At 63.8% G+C, this 19,440-nt stretch carries 14 protein-coding genes and 1 pseudogene; 5 read left to right on the forward strand and 10 right to left on the reverse strand.

The window, feature by feature from the left end; all coding sequences use genetic code 11:
* The first annotated feature begins 191 nt into the window (after window positions 1-191).
* The gene (locus QFZ33_RS12330; protein ID WP_307027830.1) at window positions 192-1,478 is read left to right on the forward strand and encodes an MFS transporter; all 1,287 of its coding nucleotides are present in this window, start codon (window positions 192-194) and stop codon (window positions 1,476-1,478) included.
* On the forward strand, window positions 1,438-1,815 hold the full coding sequence (locus QFZ33_RS12335; protein ID WP_307027832.1) for an ArsR/SmtB family transcription factor: 378 nt from the start codon (window positions 1,438-1,440) through the stop codon (window positions 1,813-1,815). The genes QFZ33_RS12330 and QFZ33_RS12335 overlap by 41 nt, the downstream gene beginning before the upstream one ends.
* 287 nt (window positions 1,816-2,102) lie before the next feature.
* Here the strand turns inward: QFZ33_RS12335 and QFZ33_RS12340 are convergent, their stop codons facing one another.
* Both QFZ33_RS12340 and QFZ33_RS12345 read right to left on the reverse strand, forming a co-directional pair.
* Window positions 2,103-2,393 (reverse strand): hypothetical protein, encoded by a 291-nt coding sequence (locus QFZ33_RS12340; RefSeq protein ID WP_307027836.1) that lies wholly within the window; start codon window positions 2,391-2,393, stop codon window positions 2,103-2,105.
* Window positions 2,390-3,004 (reverse strand): hypothetical protein, encoded by a 615-nt coding sequence (locus QFZ33_RS12345; protein ID WP_307027838.1) that lies wholly within the window; start codon window positions 3,002-3,004, stop codon window positions 2,390-2,392. The genes QFZ33_RS12340 and QFZ33_RS12345 overlap by 4 nt, the downstream gene beginning before the upstream one ends.
* Before the next feature lie 498 nt (window positions 3,005-3,502).
* On the opposite strand from QFZ33_RS12345, the gene QFZ33_RS12350 reads away from it, so the two are divergent.
* Complete coding sequence (locus QFZ33_RS12350; protein WP_307027840.1) at window positions 3,503-4,198, forward strand: hypothetical protein; 696 nt, start codon at window positions 3,503-3,505, stop codon at window positions 4,196-4,198.
* An 817-nt stretch (window positions 4,199-5,015) separates the two neighbouring features.
* Window positions 5,016-8,102, forward strand: a complete 3,087-nt coding sequence (locus QFZ33_RS12355; protein WP_307027841.1) for an Ig-like domain-containing protein — start codon at window positions 5,016-5,018, stop codon at window positions 8,100-8,102.
* Between the two features lie 520 nt (window positions 8,103-8,622).
* Here the strand turns inward: QFZ33_RS12355 and QFZ33_RS12360 are convergent.
* From QFZ33_RS12360 to QFZ33_RS12370, 3 genes and pseudogenes are all read right to left on the reverse strand, one after another.
* Entirely contained in the window at window positions 8,623-8,832 is a 210-nt protein-coding gene (locus tag QFZ33_RS12360; protein ID WP_307027842.1) for a hypothetical protein, read from the reverse strand.
* A 666-nt stretch (window positions 8,833-9,498) separates the two neighbouring features.
* Window positions 9,499-9,906 carry a nuclear transport factor 2 family protein gene (locus QFZ33_RS12365; protein ID WP_307027844.1) on the reverse strand — a complete coding sequence of 136 codons (408 nt, stop codon included), beginning with the start codon at window positions 9,904-9,906 and terminating at the stop codon, window positions 9,499-9,501.
* An 864-nt stretch (window positions 9,907-10,770) separates the two neighbouring features.
* Window positions 10,771-11,264, reverse strand: a pseudogene (locus tag QFZ33_RS12370) (FBP domain-containing protein).
* Window positions 11,265-11,997: 733 nt separating this feature from the next.
* On the opposite strand from QFZ33_RS12370, the gene QFZ33_RS12375 reads away from it, so the two are divergent.
* Complete coding sequence (locus tag QFZ33_RS12375; RefSeq protein WP_307027846.1) at window positions 11,998-13,230, forward strand: saccharopine dehydrogenase family protein; 1,233 nt, start codon at window positions 11,998-12,000, stop codon at window positions 13,228-13,230.
* A 1,081-nt stretch (window positions 13,231-14,311) separates the two neighbouring features.
* On the opposite strand, the gene QFZ33_RS12380 is transcribed toward QFZ33_RS12375, so the two are convergent.
* From QFZ33_RS12380 to QFZ33_RS12400, 5 genes are all read right to left on the reverse strand, one after another.
* The gene (locus QFZ33_RS12380) at window positions 14,312-14,458 is read right to left on the reverse strand and encodes a hypothetical protein (RefSeq protein WP_307027847.1); all 147 of its coding nucleotides are present in this window, start codon (window positions 14,456-14,458) and stop codon (window positions 14,312-14,314) included.
* 410 nt (window positions 14,459-14,868) lie between these two features.
* On the reverse strand, window positions 14,869-15,096 hold the full coding sequence (locus tag QFZ33_RS12385) for a universal stress protein (protein ID WP_307027849.1): 228 nt from the start codon (window positions 15,094-15,096) through the stop codon (window positions 14,869-14,871).
* The gene (locus tag QFZ33_RS12390) at window positions 15,048-15,245 is read right to left on the reverse strand and encodes a hypothetical protein (protein ID WP_307027851.1); all 198 of its coding nucleotides are present in this window, start codon (window positions 15,243-15,245) and stop codon (window positions 15,048-15,050) included. Before QFZ33_RS12390 ends, QFZ33_RS12385 begins: the two co-directional genes overlap by 49 nt.
* 112 nt (window positions 15,246-15,357) lie before the next feature.
* The gene (locus QFZ33_RS12395) at window positions 15,358-17,952 is read right to left on the reverse strand and encodes an alpha-L-rhamnosidase (RefSeq protein WP_307027853.1); all 2,595 of its coding nucleotides are present in this window, start codon (window positions 17,950-17,952) and stop codon (window positions 15,358-15,360) included.
* A 40-nt stretch (window positions 17,953-17,992) separates the two neighbouring features.
* Window positions 17,993-19,273 carry an MFS transporter gene (locus QFZ33_RS12400; RefSeq protein WP_307027854.1) on the reverse strand — a complete coding sequence of 427 codons (1,281 nt, stop codon included), beginning with the start codon at window positions 19,271-19,273 and terminating at the stop codon, window positions 17,993-17,995.
* Window positions 19,274-19,440: the final 167 nt, after the last annotated feature.

A 19,440-nucleotide genomic window follows, 5' to 3' on the forward strand; every position in this document is an offset into this window, starting at 1 on the left:
CGGGTCAAGGGGGTAACCAAAGTGCAGGCCAAGCACAAACGCCGATGGCCCAAAGTGCGAAGAACCAAAAGGCCAAGACCTGCAGCCATGCGGTTGCTGGGACCCGGCGAATCCGCCTTGAGGTGATGCCGGCGAAAAGGACGTAGTATGAGTGCATAGACATGCACATATGCACTTAAGGGGTTGGGCCGATGCTGACCGTTATCCGGAACGTGACGTACCGGCGGCTGTTCGCCGCGCAGATCGTTGCACTCATCGGTACCGGTCTGCTCACCGTGGCGCTGGGGCTGCTGGCTTATGACCTGGCCGGCAGTAATGCCGGCGCGGTGCTGGGCACGGCCCTGACGATCAAGATGCTCGCCTATGTTGGCCTTGCGCCGGTGATCAATGCCTTGGTCGCGCGGTGGCCCAAAAAGCGGGTCCTGATCGGTGCGGACCTGGTTCGGGCGGCGATGGCGCTCTGCCTGCCGTTCATTACCGACGTCTGGCAGATCTACATCGTGATCTTCCTGCTGCAGTCCGCTTCGGCTACGTTCACACCGGCGTTCCAGTCGCTGATCCCGACCATCCTGACCGATGGGCGGGATTACACCCGGGCCCTGTCCCTGTCCCGGCTGGCTTATGACATGGAGGCTCTGGCCAGTCCGGCGATTGCCGCGCTGCTGTTGACCGTGCTCAGCTACAACAATCTTTTCCTGGGCACCGTCGCCGGGTTTCTCTTCTCGGCGTTCATGGTCGCCATCACGGTCCTGCCTAAAGTCCGGACCGCCGAGGGGCCGACGACGTCACTCTGGCACCGGACCACGCTGGGAGCCAGGATGTTCTGGCGGAACCGGCGGCTGCGGTCCCTGCTGGCGCTGAACCTGGTCGTCGCGGCACCCACGGCCTTGGTGCTGGTGAACACCGTGGTTTACGTCCGGGATGTCCTGCACCGGCCGGACACGGACCTGGCCCTGGCTCTGGCCTGCTTCGGCCTCGGTTCCATGCTCGTGGCGTTGACCGCGCCCCGGCTGCTGGAGCAGTTCGGGGACCGGGCAGTGATGCTCACCGGCGCCGCCGTGATCCCGTTCGTCCTGGCTGGCGCGGCCGCCCTGACGCTGCTGGGTGTCCCGGGCGCGGGGTGGTGGCTACTGCTGGGCCTGTGGTTCTTGCTCGGTACCGCGAACTCCACCATCCTGACGCCCTCGGCCCGTCTGCTGCGGGACGCCTCCACTGAGGAGACCCGGCCGTACCTCTTCACGGCACAGTTTTCGCTCTCGCACGCCTGCTACATCCTGACCTATCCGCTGGCCGGGTGTGTCGGCGCGGCCGCCGGGCTGGGCTGGGCTGCCGCCGCCTTGACGTTTATTGCGATGATAGGTGCTGCAGGTGCATTCCTGTCCTGGCCCCGGAACCGCGCCGCGGCGTCCCAGGAAGCTGATAGCGAGGAGCGGAGCGATGAGCAGCCAGCCGGAGCGCGCGCCCAAAGCCGCGCCTGAGAAGCCCTCCCTGATCCACCCGGTCACCCCGGGCCCGGAACTGCTCGAGACAGCCGCCGCTATTCTGCGGATGCTGGCCGAACCCACCCGCCTTCACCTGCTGTGGCAGCTCTCCGATGGCCCCAAAACCGTCACTGAACTCACCGCCGCGTCCCGAGCGCCGCGCACGGTGGTCAGCCAGCATCTGGCTAAACTCCGACTCAGCGGCCTCGTCGACACCCGCAAAGACGGCCGCCACGTCATCTACTCCCTCCACGACGGGCACCTTGTCCGGCTCATCCGCGAAACCGTCAACCACGCCGACCACAGGATGACCGGCGAACCCACCCACGACTGAATCCGGGTCATGCCAGCCACGACCGCCCGAACGGCGGGTCGTCAACGCCCGCCCGCCGGTGCTCGCCTCAAAGCGCCACGCCGAGACCAACCATGAGAATGGCCCGCAATGATCGTTGACTTCATCCTCGAGCTAAGCGTGGTTGCGCTTACGTTCATGGAGCAGCTGTTCGACCGCCGAAGGCCCGCAGCCAAGGGGCAAGCTTCGCAGAAGTCTGGAACGCCTGAAGGCCAGGCGCTCCGAGAACCCCTAATCATTCCTCGAAGTCGGTCGTCTGCACCCTTGACCTAATAGGGTGGCAGATCGTTCGGATCTTGGATGTCGCGCAGATGGGCCAGCAGAACCTGCTCGGGGCGGTCGGGGCTTATGGCCAAATGTCGCAGCAGTGACGCCCGCACGTCGGGATTGAGGTCGCCTTGAACCAGGAGCTCGCCTATCAAGCGCTTGAGCTGGAACTGTAGAAGCCCGCCCTGTACGGACCGTGCCGGCAGAGTATCTGCCGCGGGAAAGTGCCTTTCGGAAGGGGCGGCACGCTTACGATTGGGCTTGGTCATGGGAGGAAGTTCGAGAATAGTCATCGATCCTGCCCTTTCGCCTGCGGGGAACCGTGGAATGGGCTCTGCTTGCCATCTGGCGTCACGAGCACGGGGACTGCTCCGGTGACCAGTGTGCCCAGGCGTGCCGCTGCCCCCAGTTCCAGGCCAGTGTCGGTGAATGCGAGGTTGTCACCGCTGATGACAAGGACGTGCCCTGCTCTGGCTCCTTCGAGCCATATGGCGTCGCCGGGGTCTGTTCGGTCCAGCTGTTGGGAATGCATCAGTGCACCGTCAACGTGCAGTTCAATAGCTCCGTCGCCGCTAACGGTGCAGGTACATGCTTGCCGCACCGGGACAGCTTGCCGCACGATCTCGCCATAACTGTCGCTCAGGGCCATTTGAAACCCGTGGTTGAGCAGTGCTGAAACCAGTGCGGATGTCATCTCGCCTCCGGGCTCACCGAAGACCAGGCTGGGCACCATGGTGTAGGCCAGCACGGGAATTTTCGTCTGCCCGGTCCCGCCCCAGTTGAGAACCAGCCGGGCACCAACGGAGGCCAGATCATCCCCGATACAATCGGTCGCCTGGCTCACGTTCAGCCCGGGTTGCTGGCACTGCAGGTGATAGACGGCAGGATCGAAGGTAAGGGACACCGTGCCCTCCGTATCGCAGCCTTCGGTGATTTCAACGCCAGGGCCAAGGCAGCGCCGGGACCAAAAGGGAGCCCGCACGCGGCACAGCGGCGGGCCACAGCCATCACCGACTCAATGTATTGGGCGGTGTCCCTGCCCTTGAAAGTTTCCAGTCGTGCGTCCCACGCGACATTGCTGATGATGGGCATTTCCGCCGTCCAATCCGTGATGCCACTCCGGTGACGCGGTCATTGCGCGGCAATCACGTCCTGGAGCGGGAGTTGGCCGCCGGGCTGGTGTGACGCGAGGCGTGCGCTGCCAGACCCGGCGCACTGACCGGAACGAGTCTGAGGTCTAACTCCCCAGCCAGATGACACAGTCTGACACCGCGACCCTGCAGAATCCCCTGTCCACCCTATGTACCTAGGCGCTCAAGATGCCCCCTAACCGCTGAGGGCCGGCCACGCTGAGGATATTTTCAGGACCTTGGAACAACGACTATGGAGACCGAGCCAGGGCTTGACGGCTTTTCCCAAGGCGATGCAGCCACTATGGAACCCTGGCCGCCTGTATGCCGCGGACCTGGCGAAGTCGTGCGGAGCCTGCCGCGTGCCGTTGAAGCCCGACGAAGAGCTTTCCCTGCTCGTGAACATCACGCAAAGTACCGCGCCGGATGGAACCGAGTACCTCACCTTCGCCGACTGCGTCTGCCACCCGTCGTTGCAGCGGGCCGGTCCTGAAGGTTCAGGAGACTATCTGGAGGCCGGACGAACTTTCGCCGGTGGCCGCCCGGGTGGTCCTCTCACACAGAAATCCAGGGCCGGCCGGGAAAGGATAGATCCTGTGCTGGCCTACACCCTGGTGCCGGTGCTTAGCTTCGGGGAAAACGGCCGCGAACTGACCTCAGCCCTGGTCTTTCTCCTGCTCAACCATGGTTTCCAGATGGCCATGAGCCCGAACTACCCGGACATCCTAGAACAGGCCGGCCCAACGGCCGCCGGCTGCAGCACCACCCTGACGCCTCAAGGCCTCATCCGGCTCACCATTGACGCGGAAAACCTCTACCGCGAACAGCTTGACCCTGAAGACGCCGACGACGCGGAGTGGCTCCGGGCAGTCCGTCACGCCAGATCTAGGTCATCAGCGGAGACAACCTCGACATCACGGCAACGACCCTCGACCTTTACGCCGCCGCCCGGCACGGAACACTCGTGAGCGGGACCGTCCCCGTCCAGGCTGCGCCCGCATTGTCCCCATTTCCTCACGTGACCTCGCTGAAGGGCAGCGCGCATCCGGTCGCAGCTCCGGGCACAGAGTGAAGCGGTGGCAAGCCAGCGGGCCCGGATCGCTAATGCGGTACCGGGCCCGGGGTTCCAAGACTCAGCCGAGGTCATCACACGAACTGCCCAGCCCAGAACGTTCCCAGTATGAGCCATCGCCCGGGACGGACGCACCCCTTTTCTACTGGTGGCAGAAGTAATGTCCGCTTGAGCAGCCCGGCAGCACCGAAGTCTGTCGGGGACAGCGCCCTACTGGCTTTCTTGATCTGTGCAGTGAGACTCATGTCTTCCCTCCGGGTGTCAGGTTACTGCTCCATGCCCCTGGATGCGTCGGCTGTCGGCTCGGACGGGGTATAGGGGGTCAGGGCGAGGATGAGGGCTATGGCGCCCGCCGCGGATCCTGCGGACCGGCCTCAGGTCCCTCGATTGCGGGGCCCTGTCTTGAATCGCCGACAGTCAGCAGGCCCGGCCACGGGCTCCGGTTACGTGGGCGGAACGGCCAGCAATAGTGGGGCGACGGCTGCTGAGGCCACGAGGGTTTTCTTCACCGTGCAATAGAGGGTCCCCCCACATTGGGCGGCCATGGCGGGCTTTCCGCAGGGGAGGCGGATTCAGTCGTGATGCGTGGTGCCCAAGCTCCATCAAGGATGTTTGCAAGATCTCCCTGTTAGTCCTTGATCTCAGCGCGACACCACAGCTCGCGCTTCTGAGGCCCCGGTCTCTGGAGAAAATACTCAACAGGGGATGAGAGCATGTTGAAGAATTTCGATGTCAAACGCGCCACCCGCGCCAAGAGTTCTGGCGGGCGGGACCCGGCGCCCCGGCCCGAGGCCTCAGGGCTGCGCCGGTGGTTGGCGACTGCAGTGTCCACAACCATGCTGGCGGCTGCGCTGGCACCGCTGGGGATTGCCCCCGTGCAGGCGGCAGTGGCCGGAATGGGTGCGGTAGACCCGCAGAACGGCTTTCCCACCTGGTATTCGGACGGCAACGTCAAATTGCAGCTGTGCTACATGGCTGGTGCTGGGTGCCTCTCCGAGCCCCCGGACGCGGCGAAGCCGGCATCCTATCCGGACAATTTCCCGGAGGAGGCCTTCTGGTTCCAGGCCAGCGCCACGAGCGGGAACCTGCTCTACGAAGCGGCCCTGGAGGGAGCCCACCTCAACGGAGCCGTCGTCTCCGGGGAGCAGATGGGCTTTGGCCGGCTCCGCTTCATCGTGGATAACCTCAAAGCCGGGGCATCGTACAAAATCACCCACCCTTACGGTGTTAACACCTTCGTTGCCGCCCCGGACAAGAAAGTCCCCACCCTGGGCCGGATCAAGCAGACCATTGATGCCGGAGTCTGCGCTCCCAGCGCCACGACGCCTTGTGACTGGGCGGGGGTCGGTGAAGCTTTCCTCGGTGACTACAAAGTAGGTACCACAGCGAGCTTCCTCAAACAGGTCGGAGCCGACCCTGGCACCCTGGGTGACATCAACACGGCCCGCCCGGTAACTGGAGCCCCGTCCGGGAACAACTTCGTCACCGTGGAAGGACCCGACGCCGGAGGCCCCGGTGTTGACGTCCTGACCGTCAGTACGTTCACGGTGCAGGGCCTGATCTACGATGGCGCTGATGCCGCTCCGTCGGTTCCCGATCTGACCGCAGCCGGTGACAGCGGCCGGTCCGGCACCGACAACATCACCAACGCCACCACGCCAACGTTCACCGGCACCGTTCCGGGCACCGGTCCGGCCGGTACCACCGTAGAGCTGCTCGTGGACGGGGCCGCGGTAGCGTCAGCCGTCTCGGACGGCACCGCATACTCCCTCTCGCCCGCGTCCCCCATGGCACCGGGGTCCCACAAGATCCAGACACGCACACCCAATCCCGCCTACACGCTGGATCCGAACGGAATTCCCGTCGACCCCGCCGCACCCCAGTACCTGGTCTCACTGGCACTGACAATCACGGTGGATACGACCGCGCCTTCGACGACCGTCTCGGCACCTTTTCCATCGAACCCCACACTGGACAGCACACCGACGTTGAACTTCACCCGGGAAGCCGGAGCAACGTCCGAATGCCAGCTGATGCCGAGCAACACCTCGTGGGATCCTGCCTGCAGCTCCCCGCAAACCTACGATGCCCAGGTCGACGGTAACTACACCTTCAACGTCCGCTCCACCGATGCAGCAGGCAATGTCGGCGCGCCTGCGACATACTCATGGCGCATCGGCCCGGCAGATACCCTGGCGCCCACCGTCGCAGGGCGCACGCCTGCCGACGCCGCCCTAAATGTGAGCACCACGGCCAACGTCACAGCCACCTTCAGCGAAGACGTCCAGGGTGTCAGCGACACCACGATGACCCTCCAGGACGCTTCCGGAGCCCCGGTACCAGCTGGCGTCACCCGCAACGGAGCCACAAATCAGTGGATCCTGGACCCGACAGCGAACCTTGCCGCAGGCGCCACGTACACGGCCACGCTCACCGGCGGCCCGGCCGCCATCAGGGACGCCACGAACAACCAGCTCACGACCACCAGCTGGACGTTCACCACCGCGCCCCCGCCCGACACCACCGCGCCCACCCTAACCGCATGGACACCATCAACGGCGGCCACCAACGTCGACACCACAGGCAACATCACCGCCACCTTCAGCGAAGCCGTCCAGGGCGTCAGCGCCGCCACCTTCACCCTCAAGGACGCAGCAGGAACCGCCATACCCGCCACGGTCACCTACGACTCCGCAACCCGCGTGGCCACTCTTGACCCGACTGCCAGCCTCGCAGCCAACAACACCTACACAGCCGCACTTGCCGGCGGAGCCTCCGGAATCCGGGACGCCGCCAACAACGCGCTGGCAACATCAACCTGGACCTTCACCACCGCCCCACCGCCCGACACGGCCGCACCCACCCTGACAACACGGGCACCGGCCCCGGCGGAGACCACCGTCAGCACCACCGTCAACATCACCGCCACGTTCAACGAAACAGTCCAGGGTGTCAGCGGCACCACATTCACCTTGAAGAACACCGCCGGAACAGCCGTAGCAGCCACGGTCACCCGCAACGGAACCACCAACCAGTGGATTCTTGACCCAACCGCTGCCCTGGTCCCGGACACGAAATACACCGCCACCCTGACCGGCAGCCCCTCGGCCATCAGGGACGGAGCCAACAACCCGCTGGCAACAACCAGCTGGACCTTCATCACCGGTCCCGCACCCACCATCACAACCCGCACCCCCGGAACCGGAGCCTTCGCCGCCTCCACCACGGCCAACATCACCGCCACCTTCAACGAAAACGTGACCGGTGTCAGCGGCACCACATTCACCCTGAAGAACGCGGCAGGAACAGCAATAACGGCAGCAGTCTCCTACAACGCCACCACCCGGGTCGCGACCCTTAACCCATCAGCCAACCTCACAGCCGACGCCAAATACACCGCTACCCTGACCGGCGGTACCACCGCTATCCGCGACACGGCCGGCAACCCGGCTGCAACCTCAAGCTGGACCTTCACCACCGGTCCAGCCCCCACTATCACCAGCCGCACAGCCGCCTCCGGCGCGACCGGCGTTTCCCGCACGGCAAACATCACCGCCACCTTCAGTGAAAACGTCGCCGGTGTCAGCGGCACCACGTTCACCCTGAAGAACGGCACCACCTCCATCACCGCGGTCGTGACTTACAACGCCACCACCCGCGTAGCCACGCTCAACCCCTCAGCGACCCTGGCGGCAAGTACCCGGTACACCGCCGCGCTGACCGGCGGGGCTGCAGCAATCCGGGACGCCGGCGGTAACCCACTGGCCAGCACAACCTGGACCTTCACCACCGGGAGGTAACGGACGGCTCCACGACTGCAACACATGGTGCCGGGCCCCTGAACACTGACAAACCGGTTCAGGGGCCCGGTCCTGGCAAAGGACGTCTGGATGTTCAGCATCGCTGTCGCTCGTGCTGGACCGTAATCCGGAAACACCCGTTAGCGATCTCCGCACAGGCGGCCTTGCTGGATATCTGCAGGCGGCTGGCCATGGAACGTCGGAGTGAAAGCGGAAGCCCCCGCATCCAACCAAGTGGATGCGGGGGCTTCCCAGCGACAGGTACCGCCACGGCTGAGCCGCAGTGAGCCTAGAGACAGGCTAGACCCGCTATCCGGTTTGCCCCCCCTGGAACGCATACTGATTCGGATCAGGTTTCATCGCGTTTAGTGCGGGATCCTCTCTTCTGCTGACGGCCCCCATACGGCATACCGATAGGCGTCCTTGCCGAACCGACTGAAGAGCGGTCTCAGACGGTTGGCCTCGAGTCAGATGCCGGCGCAGTTGCCGAGTGCGTGGAATTGGGTGCGGTCGTATGCGCTCAGCGTGAACCAGGGAGTCCGACGAAGGCCCGCGTGGTGAGTTCATCAGCGCGCTCGTGGAATTTCCGTGCCAGTGCGTAGGCTTCACGCGCTTCCTCCGTGAACTCTGCACCCGCGAGGTCACCAGCCCAGTCCAGCAGATCAGCGATCTTCTTCAGATGCTGATAGCGCGGCTCTTCCTTCTCACGCACGTTCATCGAGATCCCCATTTCTCTCCATTCGCTTATTTCAACGTTCGCGGCCCCATAACCTGAGGACAGGTGTAGGGATGCCACTTCGTTATAGAAGCTTCAAGAAGACTGCTGAGCAATTGGTACACCGAGCCGCTCGATGAGCTGAACATCGATAAAGTCGCCCAGGCTGACCCTTCCGATTCAGCGCCCCGTGGAGGTACCCCCGACTGCAGCACAAGGCCGTCCGCCTGCTCGACCGCCGCAACGATGCGCTCTTATCCGTCTTCGGCGCCGGGCTGCACCAAGACTTCCAGGAGGCAGCCTGGGATGACAAGCCCCTGAGCGAACGTGGAATCAACGCTCGGCCCGTTAGCGAATACCTCCGCGAACTCGACTTCTATGGAGCCGTGCCGCCGCACGACCGCCGCGGGGGTGGCCGGTCTCGTACTGGAGCCGGTCACCGCCGGCGGCCCGCCGGCCGCTGTGCGAACCCTGGGACCGCGGGGTGCTGGTGAATGGTTCGCTGGGCTCACCAAGGAACATTTAGGACTGGTGTGACGCTTTGTACCAGGACCACCGGTCAACGGCTGTCCTCTTGCAGAATCGGAATCGACAGGGCGCACGAGCTTAAGACGAAACGAGGATCACGCGCCGTCGGGCTCGCCGGCGGGGGTGGGCTCCGGTAGAGGTACGACTGTCAAACTAGGGAGGCGGCGGCGCCGGGTCTGCAGAACGCTCGGCGCGCCATGGCCTGCGCCACTCCGCAGCTTCCCAACCATCCATGATGTAGATCCGCTCGTGAGCAACACGGTCGCCCCTGAATTCCATCAAACTGACGCTAAACATCCAAGGCGCGCCGTCGTAGCTGATCAGGTTCTCCACAATGACCAGGTCATCGCGATGGGTAATTCGCCGAGTGTGGAACTTGAGCTTCGCCGGGTACTGCCGTCGCCACTCGCGGAAGTTCTCCACGCCTTCGAACCGTTCGCCAGACTGAGGGAACTCGAGCACAGCGTCGTCGTGGTAGATCTCATGGGTGATGTCCTGGTCCAGGCTTGCATACTCCCAGTGACGCCGCAGGGCCTGCAGGAGGTCCGTCTCATTGAGCATCGCCACCACCTCCTCACACCAGGACAAATGTAACCTCGGGCTCCTTGCATGACAATGGAGGGCCGGTCGAACTTCAGGCAACAGCGTTCCTCTGGGGTGGTCCGCGATCACAGACCGAGTCCATGGATTGGGCCACTGCTGGTTTCACGGTCGGATCCATCCATAATGGGCAGATCAGGATCTTGACGGTTGAGGGGAAAATGTGGTGGAACCAGTGTGCTTTATTGATCCGTTTGCAGCTGAGGACCCAGCTTCGGTGCCACCGCCGTCCAAGCCCTCGCCCGTCCCGGCCCCGCCGACGAAAACAATTCCCTTGTCCCGTGTTATGCCTTCCAGCGGCCGCGAACGTGAAGTGCGTCAGCTAATCCACGACCTCGCCGTCCTGAGCACAAGGCAACGGCCGACAGAAGCTTAGGTCGCAGTTTCCTCCGTCATTTTCTCGGCGTGGCGTGGGGTCGAGTCAGTAGTGCTTTTTTGGCCATTTCTTTACCTGATCCAACAGCCGTCATCAATGTTGCAGCCCGGCGGGCTGACCGGTAGAAAACGCCGTTTTAGTCATGGAGCGGGAGTTCTTGCCGCTACCTCTACCCCCGCGCTTGAACGCCGATAACCAGGATTCCGTCAAGCTGGGGTAGGTGGGCGTGCAGTGGCCGGGGAGTGCCTTTCCCCTTGCTGGGAGAGCCGTAGTTTCAGGAGGTATCCCGAAACTACGGCTCTTTGTGGTGGAGTTGTTCAGCCTTGGTGCCGAAACTTTAGCCACCCTAATCCCTGGCCCGGGAGCTAGAGCATCCGGTATCTAGATTCGTGGGACTCTCGGGTGTCGGAGATAAAGGCCCTTGACGGGCTTCTTGCCTGGGTGACCCGCTAGCCTTGCTGGACCCGATTGAGAAAGTGTCCGGTGCGGTTTTGGAGGCCCTCAATCTGGCGGAGGACGACGGCCGCCGGGTCCGGGTTGATCTCATTGGCCGGAGGCTCCTTTCGCACGTTTCCGCAGCACACGAAGTCTGCGCAAATTAATGTGCCAACGGTGTTCCCGTCACGACCGGACTGGCCAGCGCGCTTGGCTACCCAAAGGAGCACATCTTCCTTGGAGAACACATCCCGGCACAACTCGCAGAGCACGGAGCGATTTTTCTTTGCGCCGCCTTCGGGTGCGCGGAGCATAATCCCGGTCACGCCTTTTGGCCCGGGCACCTCCAAATACCCTCGAAGCGGCATCTTCTCGTCGCGCCAGCCCAGGAAGTCCAGGCTGTCCCAGTCCTGGGAATCGAGGTTTCTGGGCAGGGTGAGCCTTGCGGCCTCGGAACGGGTTGCGTGATAAAGGATGAACGGATTTGTTGCGGCGTGATTGCCTGCATGACTGACTCTTTCGAAGATGTGGCTTCCCCTTTCCGGGGACGGTCATGGAATGTCAGCTTCCGGGCGCGCGAAAGGGACCGCAATCTACGTCTTTTGTCAGTTGGTGACCTGAAGAACTAGGGACGGTTCCGCATCGAGGGGAAGCTGGGCGGAGCAGCGGCCACACTGCAGGCCATGACGGCCACCTCGCTCACTATGGCCGCAGCGACCGCAAAGGTCCCCCGCGCACTCATTGCCCTCGTTCCCTCACCTTTCTTCACCGGTCATACCCGGTTCTCATATCCTGCCAAACCATATCCAAATCTGTCCAAAGGTCATTGCCACCATCCCTGGCAACGCAGCCGCCTGATGTGAGGAGCAGGACGCAGAAATCGAGAACAGACGCACGATTCTCACAACGAATGCAAGGGACAGTGAAGTGCCGATAAGGGATATTCCGTCAACCGGCTTCGGTGGGGCAAACGCGTGGTTGCTGATCACGCGGCCGGACCTGGTGGCGACTTCATTCCGTCCATGGCTGGGGTCAATGCAGGTTATCCACGGCTGGAAGTAGGGAGCCGTCGGGGTAGCTCCCTGGCAGCAGTAGCGGTGGATAACCTACGAGAATTGTCCCCGGCTGTGGGCGGGCGGACCGGACTTCTCGTTCGCACGCAGATCAGTTCCGGTTGTTCCGAGGACCAAGGCAAGGAGCCGTGTGTCAGCTTGGAGTTGCCGCTGTGAAAGGCTGCAGCTATGGACAACGCATCTCGGGAACATGACCTCGTTCTCTACGGAGCGACGGGTTTCGTTGGCCGACTGATCGCCGGCTACGTCGCGGAGCATGCACCGGCCGGTATCCGAGTCGGACTCGCGGGCCGGTCCAGGTCCAGACTCGAGGCGGTTCGGTCGCAGTTGCCAGTCGGGGCGCACGGATGGGCCCTCATCGAAGCCGACTCGGAGGACGCGGACTCAACCGCCGCCCTGGCCTCGGGCACACGCGTGCTCTTCACAACCGTCGGTCCATACGCGAAACACGGGCTACCTGTCGTCGATGCCTGCGCACGGGCCGGTACCCACTACGCCGACCTCGCGGGTGAGGTGTCCTTCGTCCGGGAGGCGATCGATCGCTACGACGCTCTGGCCAAGACGAGCGGGGCCAGGATCGTGCACTCCTGCGGCTACGACTCCGTGCCGTCCGACCTCGCTGTACTGCTGCTTCATCAGGCAGCAGAAGCCGATGGCGCTGGCGGTCTGCTCCAGGTCCAACTCATTGCTACGGCCAAGGCTGGTATCAGCGGAGGCACACTCGAATCAATGCGCGGGCAGCTCGACGCGATGCGATCGAGCACCGCCCTGAAGTCATTAGCCGTGGACCCCTACGCTCTGAGCCCCGACCGCACACGGGAGCCGATGACACAACAGCCTCCTGACGCCGGTCCCGTGCGCCGTTCCGATGACGGCACCTGGACCGCGCCTTTCATCATGGCCCCGTTCAACACTCGGATAGTGCGCCGCAGCAACGCATTGCAGGGCTGGGCCTACGGCCGCTCCCTTCAGTACGGCGAGGTGATGGGGGTGGCCCCCGGACCGGCAGGAGCGGTCATCGCCAGGGCAATGGCACTCGGGCTCCGGGCATTTACGGGCGCGATGGCGTTCCCGCCGACCCGGGGGGTGCTCGACCGCTGTCTTCCGGCACCAGGTGCGGGTCCGAGCACCAGCACGCAGCGCGCGGGCTGGTTCCACTCCCAGGTGACCGCCCGCACTGAAGACGGGCACCGATACCAGGCGATTGCTGCTGGCCCCGGTGATCCCGGTTATGCCGCCACCGCCGTGATGGCAGGCGAGACTGCACTCGCTCTTGCCCTCGACGGTGACCGGCTGCCGACCGCGAAAGGGTCGCTGACGCCGGCCACTGCACTCGGCAACGTGCTCATACGGCGACTCCGTGCGGCCGGCCACACTTACCAGATAACCAAACTCGTCTGAACCAGGTCCTGCAGGTCAGCTGATATCGGGGCAATCATTGACTGAACCAGTCCGACTAGCGGTCCATTGGGATTTCGCCGAGGGAGTATGCCAGGTCATCTAATGAACGGGACCAGCGATGCGTTCCAATCGGCTTTTAGAGGGCGTGTTCACGGTCTAAGGCATGTTCGCCGGAGTCGCGGATCCCGTCGATATTGGAGTCCGTGGCTAGTGGCGCGAACCAGCCGTTCCAATTCCAATCGGTGGTTTCCGGGGCGGCAGTGGGGAATAGCTCGAAGGCCTTCTCACCGCTTCGTCCGTTAACAGTGGGGCGAGCCTTCACGAGCCTTCACACCTGAGTCCAGACCAGCACTCTGCTCCAGGTCCGGGGAGCCCAACGCGGAGCCTCTTCCCTCCCCATTTTCGAGGGCCGATAACCGGCCTTCCGTCAAGCTACTTAGAGCCTGACGTCAGGTTTGGGCGTAGCTGAATTTGACGGAAGACTGAAAACGTCGAAGATTTCCATAAGCTGTGCCCTTTCACGGTTAGCGACGTGGGCAGAGTAGGTACGAGGGCCAGTGGTGAATCTGGGGAATCCCAAACCCTCACCCGGACCCCCGTGTGGCGTAACGGACAGTGCCCGGATCTTTGGGTGCTGGTACCCCATACAAGTACTCACAGCCGCGTGGGTCGCCTGGCAAGCCGCCTACTACGGTTAAAAAATGCAGTGACAGAAGCAGCATCCTGGCACGACGGAACATTCTGGCCCATGCTCGAACGCATCAGATCCAAACCGTGTGGCTTTAACGACTGCATCAACGAAGGAAGCCACGTCGATCACCGGTCCTTTTTCAGGGCATCAACCGACCCCAGATTCTGACTCCCTCGCCGAACTGGGAGCTACAGCAGCAATCGAATAGACCGCAGCAGAAAGGCATGAAACATAAGTTCCGTGCTCTTTCTGCGGCTGTTCCAAGGAAGACCCCTATGGAGCGGAGCACCGGTCAACCGCTGATTGACGGGCGCTTCGTCGGGGCCAGGAGGCGCCCGCTGGATCCGCGGATGGTGAGCGTGGTCCGCAGGGCCGAATGCCCCAGCGGCGTCACCGGGCTGGGGCTCTCTCCGGGCCGGCAAGGGCGGCCACGAGCAGGTCCAGGGCAGCTGCGCCGCATGCCTTGAACGGAGAAGAGATCGTTATCAGTGTTGGTGTGGTGAAGTCTGAGCCGAAGATGTTGTCGAAGCCGACCACGCTGAAGTCTTCCGGTACTTTACTCCTGCTGCCTGGAGTTCCTGCATAAGCCCTATAGCCAGCAGGTCGTTGTAGCAAAGGGCGGCGGTGGCTCCGGACGCGATAACGTCCGGTGCCGCGCGGTGACGGTGTCCGAAACAGATTGCTGAGACAGTTCCAGATTCGCGCCCAGCTCTTTGCGGGTGGCTGCGAGCTGGTGGTGATTGAGTGACATGGCGAACGCCCTAGTTACCCCGCATTAAGGGTGTTGTCATTGGCGAGTTCGAGTCCCTTCGCAGCAGCCAAAGTATCCGCAGTGAATCTTTCCTCGGACATTCACATCTCAGGGTGCTTATGCGTCTGGAGTGGAGGGCATAGGCGCCCTTGAAAGCTCGTTTCACCTACGACAGCGGGAGTTGCCGCCGCCGCTCTCACCGTCCGAGTCGTGCCTCAGTCCCGCGGGGCTTGACCGCAATGACAGGAATGTTTGCGTCGAGGAGGATCTGCTGAGCGGCGGAGCCCAGCAGCAGTTTGCCTACCGGGCTGCGATGCTTGACGCCTACGACGATGACCGAGGCATTCACTTGCTCCGAGGCGTCCAGGAGTTCGCTTACGGCATCGCGGTGGCGGACATCGGGAGTGCGGAACGTGACCGGCACCCCGTCGAGGTGGTCGCCTTCCGGGTCGAGTTGGGCGCCCTCGGATTGAAGACCAGCAGGTCCTCTGTCCGCCGCTGGGCCTCGGCGACGGCGGCGGTGAGGGCGGCCTCACCTTCGGGGGTGCCGGTGCGGTCGATGATGACGGTCATGGATTCCTCCAAATTGGGTTTTCGAGATGGTGTGGTGGTACAGACTGATTACTCTGCTGCCGGCTCGCGAGATGCTGCGGCAACTTCGACAGGAGTGGGGCAGGAAGACCTGTCAGGGGACGTACTCACGGGCGAACTCGTGGATGCCGTGGCCGACCTCCACCGGCTCCGCCCCGGGCAGTTCGACGATCCCGCGGGCTCCGACGGGTACGACCACAGTGGTGCGCAGCGCCCCGTCCTCTAGCGTCCAGTCGATGCGGGCCTCCCCGTAAGGCGTCCGGTGGGTGGCTCCGGCGCTGGTCAACGTCCCGCCTGGGCGGGGGGCGAAGCGGATGCGGCGATATGCGGTGTCCGCGGCCTCCAAGCCTGCGACCACCCGGTGCATCCAGTCAGCCACCGCGCCCAGAGCATAGTGGTTGAAGGAGGTCATGTCTCCGGGGTTAACCGTGCCATCAGCCAGCATTGAGTCCCAGCGTTCCCAGATAGTGGTTGCTCCCATGGTGATCGGGTAGAGCCATGACGGGTAGCCGGTAGCTTGGACCATGAGATAAGCCTCGGTCAGGTGGCCGTCGCGGGTGAGGGCATCGGTGACGACGGGGGTGCCGGCGAATCCGGTGGAGATCCGCCCGCCCGCCTCGCGCACGAGCTGAGCCAGGCGGTCAGCGCCGGCCTGCCTTGACCGCATGTTGGGATAGAGATCAAAGGCCGAGATCAGGGCATACGCGGTCTGGGTGTCACTGGTCGCCCGGCCCTCGTCGGTGAGGTAGCGGGTGACGAAAGCGGCCACCACCTTTTCGGCGAGGTCGGTGTATCGGGCGGCATCGTCATCCTCTCCCAGCAGGGAGGCGACCGCAGCGAGGCGGCGGGCGGAGTAGGCGAAGTATGCAGTGGCCACCAGGCCAGGCTCGGTGGTCGCCTCAAGCGGGCTCTCCGGCGGAGCGGCCGGATCCAGCCAGTCGCCCAGCTGGGTCCAACCCTCGCAGAGCCGAGTCGGTCCGGCTTTGGCTGCGACCTGGTCGACGTAGGCGCGAGCACTGGGGTATTGGCGGCGTAGTAGCTGGAGGTCCCCCGTGCGCTGGTACAGGACGTCGGGGGTGAGCACCGCGACGTCGTCCCACACTGCCACCGGATCAGGTGGCAGTTGAGCCCATTCCCCTAGGGGAATCCAGGGGACGTAGAAGGGCACAGTGCCGATCTTCTGCTGTTCCAGGGCGAGGTCTCGCAACCAGGAAGCGAGCATGCCGGTGACGTTGTAGAGAAAGGCCGCGGTAGCGGTGAACACTTGAATGTCCCCGGTCCAGCCCAACCTCTCGTCGCGCTGGGGGCAGTCGGTGGGAATATCCACGAAGTTCGAGCGCAGGGACCACAGGACGTTCTCGTGCAGGCGCTCCAGTTCCGGATCGGAGCAGCGGAACCAGCCGGTGCGTTCCATGTCGGTGTGGAGCACCCGGGAGACGACGTCACCGGGCTCCAACGGCCCCAGCCAGCCGGAGACCTCAGCGTAGCGGTATCCGTGGATGGTGAAGCGTGGCTCCCACTCCAGCTCCTTCCCGCCGAGGACTAGGACGTCGGTGGCGGCAGCATCGCGCAAGGTGCGGGTGTAGATCTCCCCGGCTTGGAGCACCTCGGCGTGGCGCACAGTGATGACATGTCCGGCCGGGCCGGTGGCACGCAATCGGAGGCGTCCGGAGTGGTTTTGCCCGAAGTCCAACAACCACCGTCCCTCTCCCTTGTCCTCCACGCTCACCGGGACCAGCTCCTCGATGCAGCGCACTGGGGGCCCCGTGGGCGCCACGATCACGGAGGCGTCCAGCGCGGTGGTCCGCGCCGGGGTCCAGCCGTCCAGATTCCAGCCGGGCCGGGACCACGCGGGGTCGTGGAGGCGGGCGTCAAACATCTCCCCGTCGTAGAGGCTGGCGGTGAGGATGGGGCCGAAACCGGCCTGCCAGTTCTTGTCACTGCAGATGGTGTGACGGATGCCGTCGGCGGTGATGGCCTCCAGCTGGACCAGAGCTGAGAGGTCTGTTCCGTAGTAGTCCCAAACCCCGCCCTCGAAACCGATCCGCCCGCGCCACCAGCCGTCGGCCAACCACACCCCGATGGCGTTCTCCCCGGCTTCAAGGAGGTCGGTAACGTCGAAGGCAGCGTAGCGCAGCCGGTGGGAGTAGCTGGTCCACCCTGGGGTGAACTCCTCGTCACCGACGCGGCGACCGTTGATCTCCGCCTCGACCAAGCCGTGGCCGGACAGATAAAGGCGGGCACTGACGAGGTCGGGAGGCAGGACAAACTCCGTGCGGACCCTGCCCGGCCGTCGCAGCGTGCCGGGTTCCTCGTCCCAAGCAGGACCGACAAGGCCGGCTACCCAGTCACCTGGCTCGAGCAGCCCAGCCTCCACCGACGCGGGCTCGCTCCACGGGCCCCACCCGTCCGGGCCTTGAACCTGGACCCGGACCGTGGCCCGCTCCCGGGAGACCAGTGGACGGGCCGGCCACGGCACCAGCACCTGGGCCTCCCCGCGCAGGACGTGCAGGCTCGTGTCCGTCTCCATTCCCGGCACCCCGAGGCTCACCTCGACGTGGGCGGCCGTCTGCACGAAGCCCTCCGGCGCCTCGCCGAGCTGCCAGGAAATCCGCGGCCGGGTTTCTTCGATACCCAAACGGGCGTTTTCATGGTGCTCGAAGCGGACGCGGGTGATGGTGGCGGACATCAGGGGCCTTTCGTGCGGAACGGTGGGAGCGGAAGAGACGTCAGGCGGCGGAGTCGGTCGACGGCGCGCCCGTTCGCTCCCCGACGGGCAGGCCTGTGAAAACCTTGGGCATGCGCGACACCCAGAAGATGCCGATCAGGGCGGCCACGACGGTGGTGGCGATCAGGAAGTAGAACAGCACCTCCGGGCCGTACTCAATGATCGCCGGGGTGAACAGCGCCGCCACTGCAGCCACCACTCGGGTAAAGGCGATGGTGATGCCCTGTGCACTGGAGCGGTACTGGGTGGGGAACAGCTCTTGGGACCACACCTTATACATCGGCTCCCCGCAGATTATGCCGGCGATGCCGTAGAGCACCCCGTAGGCGACCAAGGTGGAAACGGCCACCCCGAGTACCAACGGGATGGCGAAGGCCACCACGCACACCACGCTGCAGACGATGAAGACCGGCATCCGGTACCGAGTGTCCACCACCCGCATCAGCGCGAAGGTGGCCAAGAAGCTGGCGGTGAAGGCGATGAAGCCGATGGTGGCGGCCGTGGAAACCGAAGCGCCGGCGACGTTGACGTAAAGATAGGTGCCGAACTGGCCGCCGGTGTTTGCGGCAATGTTGGCCAAAGCGTAGAACAGTCCTGTTCCCACCAGCGGGCCTAAATAGCGTGCCGAGAACAGTCCCCTGAGCGCGACCCGGTCGACCGTTCCCGCTACTACGGCGGCCTGTTCCCTCGCCCAGGCCGGGGATTCCGGCAGGAACGCCCGTAGAATCAGCACCACCACGGCCAGCACAAATAGGTGCCCGTAGAGGATCCGGGCACCGGTCACCCCCATGCCACCCACGAAGATGGCCAGCAGCTGGACTACCAGCACCCCGGCCATCCACAGCACGTGAGAGAAGGCCACCATCTTGCCCTGCTTGCCCTGCGGGGCACTCTCGGCAATCATCGCAATCGACACCGGCAGGTCCGCCCCGCCCGCGAAACCTATCAGAATCACCCCTAGGTAGAGGATCCCCACACCGGGGGCCAGCGTCAGCAGCAGCGCACCCAAGGCGAAGAGGACCATCGTTACCGAGAACACCCGGCGCCGCCCGTACTTGTCGCCCAGCCGGCCTCCAACCAGGGCACCGACGGCGATCATCACCGTAAGCAGCGCCGAGAGCTGGCCGATCTGCCCGGGTGTAATCCCAAAGGGCTCTTGGAATAGGACCAGGGCGATGCCCGTAGTGACGATCGCTCCAGCGTCCAAATAGGACGCCATCCCAGCAACGCCGGCTATCCACCACGCCTTACGCAGGGAGGGTACTTCAGTTGAAACGTTCATTGTTTCTTTCCTTGGACAAGTGGAAGTCGTCTTGGCAGCTTTGCCGGTGACGCCAGTCGCCGTGCTGCATGTCACAGAAAAGACTACGGCATAATGAAACGTTTCATCAATAGGATTACAAAAAAATCTAGTCGGACTCGGCTTTTGTTGTAAGATTTTTTCCCGCC

It is taken from the genome of Arthrobacter globiformis (genome assembly GCF_030815865.1).
In the GTDB taxonomy this organism is placed as follows: Bacteria; Actinomycetota; Actinomycetes; order Actinomycetales; family Micrococcaceae; genus Arthrobacter; species Arthrobacter globiformis_B.